The 9,915-nt window shown below is 68.2% G+C and carries 12 protein-coding genes; 11 read left to right on the top strand and 1 reads right to left on the bottom strand.

From position 1 onward, the window contains the following. Positions 1-168 (bottom strand): LptF/LptG family permease (locus AB1346_08675; GenBank protein MEW6720508.1); only part of this gene is annotated, 168 nt, incomplete at its 3' end. Between the two features lie 24 nt (positions 169-192). Between AB1346_08675 and AB1346_08670 the strand changes: the two genes are divergently transcribed. The 11 genes from AB1346_08670 to prfA all read left to right on the top strand — a co-directional run bounded on the left by AB1346_08670 (position 193) and on the right by prfA (position 9,914). Next, positions 193-1,152 carry a bifunctional riboflavin kinase/FAD synthetase gene (locus AB1346_08670; protein MEW6720507.1) on the top strand — a complete coding sequence of 320 codons (960 nt, stop codon included), beginning with the start codon at positions 193-195 and terminating at the stop codon, positions 1,150-1,152. Beyond that, the gene (locus AB1346_08665; GenBank protein ID MEW6720506.1) at positions 1,149-2,540 is read left to right on the top strand and encodes a Do family serine endopeptidase; all 1,392 of its coding nucleotides are present in this window, start codon (positions 1,149-1,151) and stop codon (positions 2,538-2,540) included. The genes AB1346_08670 and AB1346_08665 overlap by 4 nt, the downstream gene beginning before the upstream one ends. A gap of 16 nt (positions 2,541-2,556) precedes the next feature. Next, entirely contained in the window at positions 2,557-2,823 is a 267-nt protein-coding gene (locus tag AB1346_08660) for a hypothetical protein (protein MEW6720505.1), read from the top strand. Continuing rightward, a complete protein-coding gene (locus tag AB1346_08655) occupies positions 2,824-3,786 on the top strand; it encodes an RluA family pseudouridine synthase (GenBank protein ID MEW6720504.1) in 963 nt (320 codons plus the stop codon). Then, a complete protein-coding gene (locus AB1346_08650) occupies positions 3,783-4,508 on the top strand; it encodes a polyphenol oxidase family protein (GenBank protein ID MEW6720503.1) in 726 nt (241 codons plus the stop codon). The genes AB1346_08655 and AB1346_08650 overlap by 4 nt, the downstream gene beginning before the upstream one ends. A 48-nt stretch (positions 4,509-4,556) precedes the next feature. Further along, positions 4,557-5,543 carry a GGDEF domain-containing protein gene (locus AB1346_08645; protein MEW6720502.1) on the top strand — a complete coding sequence of 329 codons (987 nt, stop codon included), beginning with the start codon at positions 4,557-4,559 and terminating at the stop codon, positions 5,541-5,543. A 167-nt stretch (positions 5,544-5,710) separates the two neighbouring features. Further along, complete coding sequence (rho, locus tag AB1346_08640) at positions 5,711-6,958, top strand: transcription termination factor Rho (GenBank protein ID MEW6720501.1); 1,248 nt, start codon at positions 5,711-5,713, stop codon at positions 6,956-6,958. 41 nt (positions 6,959-6,999) lie between these two features. After that, the gene (gene rpmE, locus AB1346_08635; protein MEW6720500.1) at positions 7,000-7,209 is read left to right on the top strand and encodes a 50S ribosomal protein L31; all 210 of its coding nucleotides are present in this window, start codon (positions 7,000-7,002) and stop codon (positions 7,207-7,209) included. 20 nt (positions 7,210-7,229) lie between these two features. Continuing rightward, positions 7,230-7,931, top strand: coding sequence for an FAD-dependent thymidylate synthase (gene thyX, locus AB1346_08630; protein MEW6720499.1), 702 nt, complete (start codon positions 7,230-7,232; stop codon positions 7,929-7,931). Beyond that, on the top strand, positions 7,928-8,863 hold the full coding sequence (locus AB1346_08625; protein ID MEW6720498.1) for a DUF1385 domain-containing protein: 936 nt from the start codon (positions 7,928-7,930) through the stop codon (positions 8,861-8,863). Before thyX ends, AB1346_08625 begins: the two co-directional genes overlap by 4 nt. Continuing rightward, entirely contained in the window at positions 8,853-9,914 is a 1,062-nt protein-coding gene (prfA, locus tag AB1346_08620) for a peptide chain release factor 1 (GenBank protein MEW6720497.1), read from the top strand. The genes AB1346_08625 and prfA overlap by 11 nt, the downstream gene beginning before the upstream one ends. The last annotated feature ends 1 nt before the right edge of the window (position 9,915 follow it).

Raw genomic sequence — 9,915 nt, 5'->3', positions numbered from 1 at the left:
CAGCGCGAGGAGGAGGCGGCCGACCAGCCGCGCGGGCACGCCGCGCGCGACCACGAGCTCCGCGAGGCGGGAGAAGCGCTGGAGCAGGACCACGAGCGTGAAGCTCGAAAGGCCGATCAGGAACGGCCCCGTCATCTCCGCCAGGAGATATTGGCGCGACAGTTTCATCGTGTAGTATCATACTTGATTAAGATGAAATATATCGAAGGATCCCGGGGGTTTTCCCCTCCGGGGGATACCTCCGTCACGATCGGCAACTTCGACGGGGTCCATCTCGGCCACAGGGAACTGATCCGGCGGACGTTGGCGCATTCGCGGGAATTGGACGCGCTTTCCGCAGTGATCACGTTCTCTCCCCACCCGATCCGCTTCTTCTCCCCCGGCGCGCGCTTCTACGAGATCACGACGATCGGCGAAAAGGCCGCGCGGATGGAGGAGCTCGGGATCGACGTGTTCGTGGTGGAGTCGTTCGACGGGGAGATCGGCGGGATGACGCCGGAAGAGTTCGCCCGGACGATCCTGCGCGACCGGATGCGGGCTCGAGTCGTCACGGTGGGGTACGACTTCACCTTCGGGAAGAACCGGACCGGGTCCCCGGAGCTGCTGTCGCGCCTGGGACGGGAGCTGGGCTTCTCCGTGGACATCGTGCCTCCGCTGCTGCGCGGCGGGGCGATCGTGAGCTCGAGCCGGATCCGGGAGCTGCTCCTCGCGGGGCGGGTGCGGGAGGCGGAGGAGCTGCTGTGCCGCCCGTACAAGGTGGCGGGGCGGGTGATCCGGGGGAGCGCGCGGGGGCGCCGGCTGGGCTTTCCCACGGCGAACGTGCAATACGCGCAGGAGCTGATTCCCCTCCCGGGAGTGTACGTGGTCGACGCCGAGGCCGGCGGGAGGGCGTACCGGGGCGTGGCGAACGTCGGGTTCAACCCGACCTTCGGGGAGAACTCCCTCGGGGTGGAGGCGCACCTGTTCGGGTTCGACGGAGATCTCTACGGACAGGAGATGACCGTGTGGTTCCGCGACCGGATCCGCGACGAGCGGAAGTTCCAGACCGTGGAGGAGCTGGTGCGTCAGATCGCGAAGGACGCGGAGTACGCGCGGGAGTCGGACATCCCCGTATGGAGGGAGCCGCGCGGCGGGATGGAGGAGAGCGCATGAGGATCGCCGTGCTCCTCATGGCGGCGCTGTTCGCGGGCTGCTCCGGCGGCGGGCAGGGGAACGCGCCCGGCGCGGCGGTCGACGTCGCGTCGGTCCAGCAGGCGATCGTGGCGTCCGCGGAGCGGGCGGTCCCCGCGGTCGTCAACATCCGGACCGTGACCCGCCTCGCCGGGGCCGGATCGGGCGGGCCGCGGCCGGGAGGCCATCCCCCCGAGTACCTCATGGACCTGCTGGAGGAGAACGGCGGCTTCCGGGAGAACTCCCTCGGCTCCGGAGTCATCGTCGGGGAGGACGGGCTGATCGTCACGAACGAGCACGTGATCCGCGACGCGGACGAGATCGTCGTGCGGCTGTCGGACCGGAGCGAGTACCGGGCGAAGGTGATCGGCGCGGACGTGCGGACGGACGTCGCCGTCCTGCGCATCCAGCCGTCGAGGAAGCTGCCGGTGGCGACGCTGGGCGATTCCTCCGCCCTGAAGGTGGGGGAGTTCGCGATCGCGGTGGGCAATCCGTTCGGCCTGGAGAGCACCGTCACACTGGGCGTGGTGAGCGCGACCGGGCGCAGCGCGGAGCCGGAGCTGGAGGGCGGGGACGAGTTCATCCAGACCGACGCCTCGATCAACCCGGGGAATTCCGGCGGCCCGCTGCTGAATTCCCGCGGAGAGGTGGTGGGGATCAACACGGCCATGATGAGCTCCGGCCAGGGGATCGGCTTCGCCATCCCCATCAACACGGTCAAGGCCGTGGAGCAGGTGCTCGCCGAGTACGGCACCGTCCGGCGCGGGTGGCTCGGCGTCGCGATCCAGCAGCTCACCCCCGACCTCGCGGAAGCGTTCGGGGCGAAGGGGGAGAAGGGAATTCTCGTGAACCGCGTCGTCCCCGGGAGCCCCGCGGAGAACGGGGGGCTGCGGATGGGAGACATCCTGATCGCGTGGGGGAAGGCCCGCGTCGGCGGCGTCAAGGAGTTCCGCCAGCAGGTCGCCTCCACCGCTCCCGGGACCACGGTCCCCATCGAGGTCCTGCGGGACGGGAGGCGCGCGCTCGTTACGGTCCGGATCGCGGAAGCCGAGGGGATGGCGCAGGTCCGGCGCTCCCCCCGGATGGAGCCCGCCGACCCGCTCGGGATGACGGTCGGCGCGGTGCACCCGAGGATCCTCCGGGAGTTCGAGCTGCGAGGCGGAGTGGTGGTGACGTCCGTGGAAGCCGCCACCCCCGCGTGGGAAGGGGGGATCCGCGAGGGGGACATCCTCGTCTCCGTCAACCGGGAATCGGTGGCGGGAGTCGAGGACTATCGGAAGATCGTATCGCGCCTGCCGCGGGGAGCCGCCGTTCCCGCGCTGGTGTCCCGCGAGGGCGCGCTGTTCTACGCGGCGCTGCGGAGCAGATAAGGCGAAGGAGGCGACGATGGCCGTTGTTACGGACATGGACGTGGCGCGCCGTATCGCCAGGGCGGTGGTCTCGGACATCGCGCTGTACAACGTGAAGAAGGTCGAGGAGGGGATCCGGAACGACACCCTGTTCGATCTACTGGCGGGCGAGATAGAGGAGGGGCGGAACTACTATCTCAGCCGCGTCGCCCCCGAGCTGGCGGAGCACACCAACTTCTACAACCAGGCGCTGGTGGACGTCCTCGTCAAGCCCACGGGGCGGATACCTTCCAAGGCCTGGTAGGTGCCCGGCCTTTCGCCGGGCGCGTTCCGGCTGACCGTCCCTGCCGGCGCCGCGGGGGAGCGTCTCGACCGGTACCTCCCCGCCGCGCTTTCCGGCCTCTCCCGGGCCGGCGCCCAGCGGCTGATCGGGGAAGGGAACGTGCTCCTTTCGGGCGCCGTCCCGCGTCCCTCCCATCGGCTTTCCGGCGGGGAGATCCTGGAGGTGACGGTTCCCCCGCCCGCGCCGCTTGCACTCGAGCCCGAAGAGCATTCCCTCGCGATCCTCCATGAGGACGCCCACCTGCTGGTGGTCGAGAAACCCGCCGGGATGGTGGTCCACCCGGCGCCGGGCCATTCCGGGGGGACGCTCGTGAACGCCCTGCTGTCGCGCGCCGACTCGCTCTCCGGCATCGGCGGCGTCCAGCGGCCGGGGATCGTCCACCGTCTCGACCGCGACACTTCCGGGATCCTCGTCGTCGCGAAGACCGACGCCGCCCATGGCGGGCTGTCGGCGCAGCTTTCCGCCCACGCGATGGATCGGGGATACCACGGGATCGTCTTCGGGGCCCCCCCGGCGGCGGAAGGGGTCGTGAGCACGCGGATCGGCAGGCACCCGGTCCACCGGAAGAAGATGGCGGTCCTCCCTTCGGGCGGGCGGCTCGCCGTCACACGGTACCGCCGGCTGGCCTCCTTCGGTCCGTTCTCGCTCCTCGAGTTCCGTCTCGAGACGGGGCGCACCCACCAGGTCCGGGTCCACTGCGCACACCTGCGCTGCCCGATCGTCGGCGACGATGTCTACGGCAGGCCGCGGAAGATCGTCCTGGGCAGGGGTGCGCTGGCGCGCACCGTGACGGTATCGCGCTTCTTCCTCCACGCGTTCCGGCTCGGCTTCACGCACCCGGTGACCGGGGAGCGGCTCAGCTTCACGGTTCCGGATCCGCCGGAGTTCGGCGAGTTCCGGGCCGCGGTGGAGGCCGCGCTATGAGACCGCTTCCGTATTTCATCCAGTCGCCGCTGCTGCGGACCGTCCCGGGGGTGTACCACGCGTTCCTGGGGATCGATCCCGTGGAGGGGCGGGGAAGGGAGGAGCGGCTCCGGGAGGTGTTCTCGATCCCGCCGGAAACGGTCGGGACGCTGAAGCAGGTTCATTCCGCGGATGTCCTGGCGTACGGGCCCGAAGACGGAGACTATCCCGGCTGCCGTAAGCGGGAGGGCGACGCTCTCTGGACGGTCGCGGCCGGCACGGGGGTCGGGGTCCATACGGCGGACTGCGTCCCAATCCTTTTCGCACATCGGGAGATCCCCCTGGTCGCCGCGGTGCACGCGGGATGGCGGGGGCTCGCCGCGGGGATCGTGCAGGAGGCCGTCCGGACATTGATGGAAAAGGCAGGAGAAAAGGGCACTTACGGCCTGGTAGCGTCCGCGGGGCCGTGCGCCCTGTGCTGCTGCTACGAGGTGGGGGAGGAGACGGCCGACGCACTCTCCGGCGTGGCCGGGGGGTCGGGATTGCGGCGGGGCGGCGCGCCGGGGAAGTGGTTCGCGGACCTGCGGGCGATCGCCCTGGCCGCGGTCGCCGAGGCGGGGATCGACCCATCCCGGGCGGAGGGAATCGGCCCCTGCACGATCTGCTCCCCCCGCTTCCACTCGTTCCGGCGTGAAAAAACCTTGACCGGCCGGCAGCTAAGCTTTATCTATATTTATAAGTAATCCTTTCGAAATCCGAAAGATTTTCATCCAAAGACAGGAACGACATCCATGAGTCCAGCCAGCACGCGCGAGCAGATCGGAAACGATTACCTTGCCTTCCTCGGGAAGCGGGAATCCGAGGAAACCCAGGCCAACCATTTCCTGGGAGTGCTGATGGACAGCTACCCGCTCCACTCGGTCTCCATCCTGACGCTCGATAAGCAACAGGCCCCGTCCGTGTTCGCGCAGCGCGGGCTTTCCGGAAGCTTCATCAAGGAGCTGTACGCGAAGGGCACGCTGCCGGTCGTCGGCGCGGCGTTCTCGGGAACGGCCGTCCTGCCTGGCGGAGACCCCCGTCTGGCGGATCCCGCGTGGCGTTTCGAGCACGAGAGCAAGGCGCTTTTCGCGGCCCCCTGCCGCGTCCACGGGAAGACCGTCGGCGCCTTCATCGCCGAGTTCCGGGAGTCCGCCCTGGCCGACTCCGTGACCCGCGAGGCGTTCGACGCCTACGCCCAGATGTCCGCCATCCTGATCGCGCTGAAGGGGCACCTGCACGAGATCGGCCGCATCCCCGAGATCGATCCCCTCACCGGATTGGGCACCTTCAAGACCTTCCACGAGGTGATGCTCCGGGAGCTTTCCAGGGGGAAGCGGACCGGGGAGCCGTTCTCCCTTGTGTTCATCAAGGTCCTGCACCTGCGGGAGATGAACGACGTCTACGGCCACACGGCCGCCGACGAGTCCTTCGTCGAGCTGTCGAACCGGGTGAAGACCCTGCTCCGCGGGGTCGATTCCGTCTCCCGGTCGGGGATGTCGCTCTACATCGTGATGCCGGAGACGCCGAAGTCGAAGGCGACGGCGGTCGCGGCGCGGATCGCATCCGCGATGGACGCGTCGGCGCCGGCGAGAAAGGACGTGGTCCTCAAGGTCGCCATCGGGGTGGCGAGCTACCCGGAGGACGGCGGGGACGAGAAGACCCTCATCACGCACACGGAAGCGATGGTCCACGAGTCGGTCCGCAAGGGGGGCAACGCGTTTACGGCATTGGGGGATTGACGCGGCGGAAGCGATGCGCTACCCTTGAATTTCCCGGAAGAGACCAGCGGACATTCGTAGGGAAACCACGGTATTCTGGAGTGCCTTCCGACAGAATCCCCGTCCTCTGAAAACGGCCGTTTCGTCCACGGTAAACCAACTATCCCTTTTCATAATGGAGAACGTGCATGAACCTGAAAGAGCTCAAAGGCATGCGGATCGGAGAGCTGACCGAGATCGCGAAGAAGATGAACGTGGACGGCGCCGCCGGCCTCAAGAAGCAGGAGCTCATCTTCGCCATCCTCCAGTCGCAGACCGACCAGGAGGTGATCGTATCGGGGGAAGGGACCCTCGAGGCGCTGCCTGACGGCTACGGATTCCTCCGCGCGCCCGACTCGAACTACCTCCCGGGGCCCGACGACATCTACGTCTCGCCCTCCCAGATCCGCCGCTTCGGCCTGCGCACCGGCGACACGATCAGCGGGCAGATCCGGGCGCCCAAGGGGGACGAGCGGTACTTCGCCCTCCTCAAGGTCGAGAAGATCAACTACGAGGACCCCGAGCTCAGCAAGGACAAGATCCTCTTCGACAACCTGACGCCGCTCTACCCGCAGGAGAAGTTCCGGATGGAGCACGCCCAGGAGAACTACTCCACGCGGATCATCGACCTGATCGCGCCGATCGGGAAGGGGCAGCGGGCGCTGATCACCTCGCCGCCGCGCGCCGGCAAGACGATCATCCTCCAGAACATCGCGAACGCGCTTTCGAAGAACCACCCCGAGGTCGTCCTCATCGTCCTGCTCATCGACGAGCGGCCCGAGGAGGTCACCGACATGCAGCGCAGCGTCAAGGGGGAGGTCATCTCCTCGACGTTCGACGAGCCGGCGCAGCGCCACGTGCAGGTGGCCGAGATGGTCCTCGAGAAGGCGAAGCGGCTGGTGGAGCACAAGAAGGACGTCGTCATCCTCCTCGACAGCATCACCCGCCTCGCGCGCGCCTACAACGCGGTCGTCCCCCCCTCGGGGAAGGTGCTCTCCGGCGGCGTGGACGCCAACGCGCTCCAGAAGCCGAAGCGGTTCTTCGGCGCCGCGCGCAACATCGAGGAGGGCGGCTCCCTCACGATCATCGCCACCGCGCTGATCGAGACGGGCAGCCGGATGGACGAAGTGATCTTCGAGGAGTTCAAGGGCACGGGCAACAACGAGCTCGTCCTCGACCGGAAGATCGCCGAGAAGCGGATCTTCCCGGCCATCGACATCAACAAGTCCGGGACCCGGAAGGAGGAGCTGCTCCTCGAGAAGAGCCTCCTGCAGCGCGTGTGGATCCTGCGGAAGTTCCTCTCCCCGCTCTCCCCGGCGGAGAGCATGGAGTTCCTCCTCGACAAGATCTCCAAGACCAAGACGAACAAGGAATTCATCGAGTCGATGAACGCCTGACGATACCCTGAAAGCGAAGGAAGAAAGGAAGACGACCGGCCATGAAAGAGAAAATCCACCCCAACTACGTACCTTCCACGGTGAAGTGCGCGTGCGGGACCACGTTCGAGACCGTCTCCGCGACGGACGAGATCAAGGTGGCCATCTGCTCGAACTGCCACCCGTTCTTCACGGGCAAGCAGAAGCTGATCGACACCGCGGGACGGATCGAGAAGTTCCAGAAGAAGTACACGAAGGGGGCGAAGGCCTGAAGCAGGAGGACCCCGCCGCGGTGAAGGTCCTTCTCCTCCAGTGCACCCCCGAGCCCGAGCGGATGGTCGCCCTCGCCGCGCGGCTCTGCTACTCGGCCGCCGGGATCGGCGACCTGAAGGAGGACGTCTCCCGCAAGGACGTCCGCGGCCTGGTCCGAAAGGTCCTGTCGATGGGCCACGCCTCCACGCTGGAACACGTCGCCTTCACCTTCGGCGTGGAGGGGATCTCGCGGGCCGCCTCGCACCAGCTGGTCCGCCACCGGATCGCCTCCTACTCCCAGCAGAGCCAGAGGTACGTCTCCGCCGATTTCGGCTACGTGACGCCGGCCACCGTCGAGGGGCATCCGGCGCTCCTTCGGGAGTACGAGCGCCACATGGCGGCGTCCTCCCGGCTCTACGCGAAGCTGACGAAGGCCGGGATCCCCGCGGAGGACGCGCGCTTCGTCCTTCCCAACGCCACGGAGACCAAGATCCTGATCACGATGAACGCTCGGGAGCTCCACCACTTCTTCTCCCTGCGCACGTGCCGGAGGGCGCAGTGGGAGATCCGGGAGATGGCGCTGCGCATGCTGGCCGTCGCGAGGGAGAAGGCGCCGCTGCTGTTCGAGGGCGCCGGCCCGGGGTGCGTCCGGGGGCGCTGCCCCGAGGGGAAGATGTCGTGCGGCGCCGCCGCCGAGGTGCGGCTCGAGATCGCCTCCCTGGAAAGCCGGGAGAACGGATGACGACTGCGGAACCGAAAGAGCTGGTGCTGGGGGGACAGGCCGTCATCGAGGGCGTGATGATGAAGGGGCCCGACGCGTTCGCCGTCGCGGTCCGCAAGGCCAACGGCGAGATCCGGGTGCGCGACTTCCCCCTCGCGGAATCGCCCGCGCGGAAACGGTTCGCGAAGGTCCCGCTGGTGCGCGGGGTGCTGACGATGGCGGCGATGCTGGCCATCGGCTACCGCGCCCTGCAGTTTTCGGCGGACGAGGCGGCGGCCGACGCGGAAGGGGCGGCCCCGGAGGCGCCGCGGGAAGGCGGCGGCCTGGCCATGGCCGGCGCGATGGCGGCGGCGCTGGCGATGGCGGTCGGGCTGTTCTTCCTCCTGCCGCTGTACGCCACGCACCTTCTCTCCGGCGTCTTCCCTGCGCTTACGGGGACGCTCGCGTTCAACCTCGCCGACGGCGCGATCCGGGTGCTGGTCTTCGTCCTCTACATCCTCGCGATCACCCTGATGAAGGACATCCGGCGGATCTTCGAGTACCACGGCGCGGAGCACAAGGTGATCTCCGCCTACGAGGCGAAGGCGGAGCTTTCGCCCGAATCGGTGAAGCCGTTCCCCCGCCTGCACCCCCGCTGCGGGACCAGCTTCCTGCTGTTCGTCATGGTGATCAGCATCCTGGTCTTCTCCCTCATCCCGAAGGAAAGCTCCCTGTTGACGAAGGCGCTCCTGCGGCTCCCGCTGATCCCGGCGATCGCGGGCGCCTCCTACGAGGTGCTGCGGCTGTCGGCCCGCAGGGCCGGCTCCCCCCTGTTCCGCGCCCTCGTCGCGCCGGGGCTCTGGTTCCAGCGGCTGACCACCCGGGAGCCCGACCTGCGCCAGATCGAGGTCGCGATCGCCTCGTTCCGCCGCGTGTCGGGAAGCGCGCCCCCGGAGGCGGACCTTGTGGGATAAGCTCGAAGAGCTGGCGGCGAAGGTCCCGGAGCTCGAGCGGCTCCTGTCCGATCCCTCCGTCACGGGGAATCCGCGGGAGATGCAGCGGGTGGGGCGGGAGCTCGCCGAGCTGCGCCCCATCGCCGAGGCGCACGCCCGGTACCGGAGGGCGGAGAAGGAGCTCGAGGAGAACCGGGAGCTGGCCGATTCGGAGTCCGACCCCGATCTGAAGGCCATGGCCCGGGAGGAGATCCAGCGGCTCAACGCGGAGAAGGAGCGCCTCGAGCAGGAGATCCGCATCCTCCTGATCCCGAAGGACCCCAACGACGACAAGAACATCCTGATCGAGATCCGCGCCGGCGCCGGCGGCGAGGAGGCCTCCCTCTTCGCAACGGAGCTGTTCCGCGCCTACGCCATGTACGCCGAGGGGAAGCGCTGGAAGGTCGAGGTCCTCTCGCGGAACGAGACCGGGCTCGGGGGCACGCGGGAGGTGATCGCCTCGATCGAGGGGCACGGGGCCTACAGCCGCCTCAAGTTCGAGAAGGGGGTCCACCGGGTCCAGCGGGTCCCCGCGACCGAGGCGGGCGGACGGATCCACACCTCCACGGTGACGGTGGCCGTGATGCCCGAGGCGGAGGAATACGATGTGCAGATCCATCCCGACGACCTGCGGATCGACGTGTTCCGCTCCTCGGGGCCCGGCGGGCAGAGCGTCAACACGACCGACTCCGCGGTGCGGATCACGCACGTCCCGACGGGGGTGGTGGTCCAGTGCCAGGACGAGAAGTCGCAGCTCAAGAACAAGACCAAGGCGCTCAAGATCCTGCGCTCCCGCCTGTACGAGGCGGAGATGGAGAAGCGCAACGCCGAGCGCGCCGACCTGCGCCGCTCCCAGGTGGGGACGGGCGACCGCAGCGAGCGGATCCGGACCTACAACTTCCCGCAGAACCGCGTCACCGACCACCGCATCGGCCTGACCGTCCACCAGCTCTCCTCCGTCCTGGCCGGCGGGTTCGAACCGTTTATCGACGCCCTGACGGCCCAGGCCCAGGTCGAAGCGCTCCGGAAATAGC

The organism is Thermodesulfobacteriota bacterium, from assembly GCA_040758155.1.
Taxonomy (GTDB): domain Bacteria; phylum Desulfobacterota; class Deferrimicrobia; order Deferrimicrobiales; family Deferrimicrobiaceae; genus UBA2219.
This window is presented reverse-complemented; position numbering and strand designations above follow the sequence as displayed.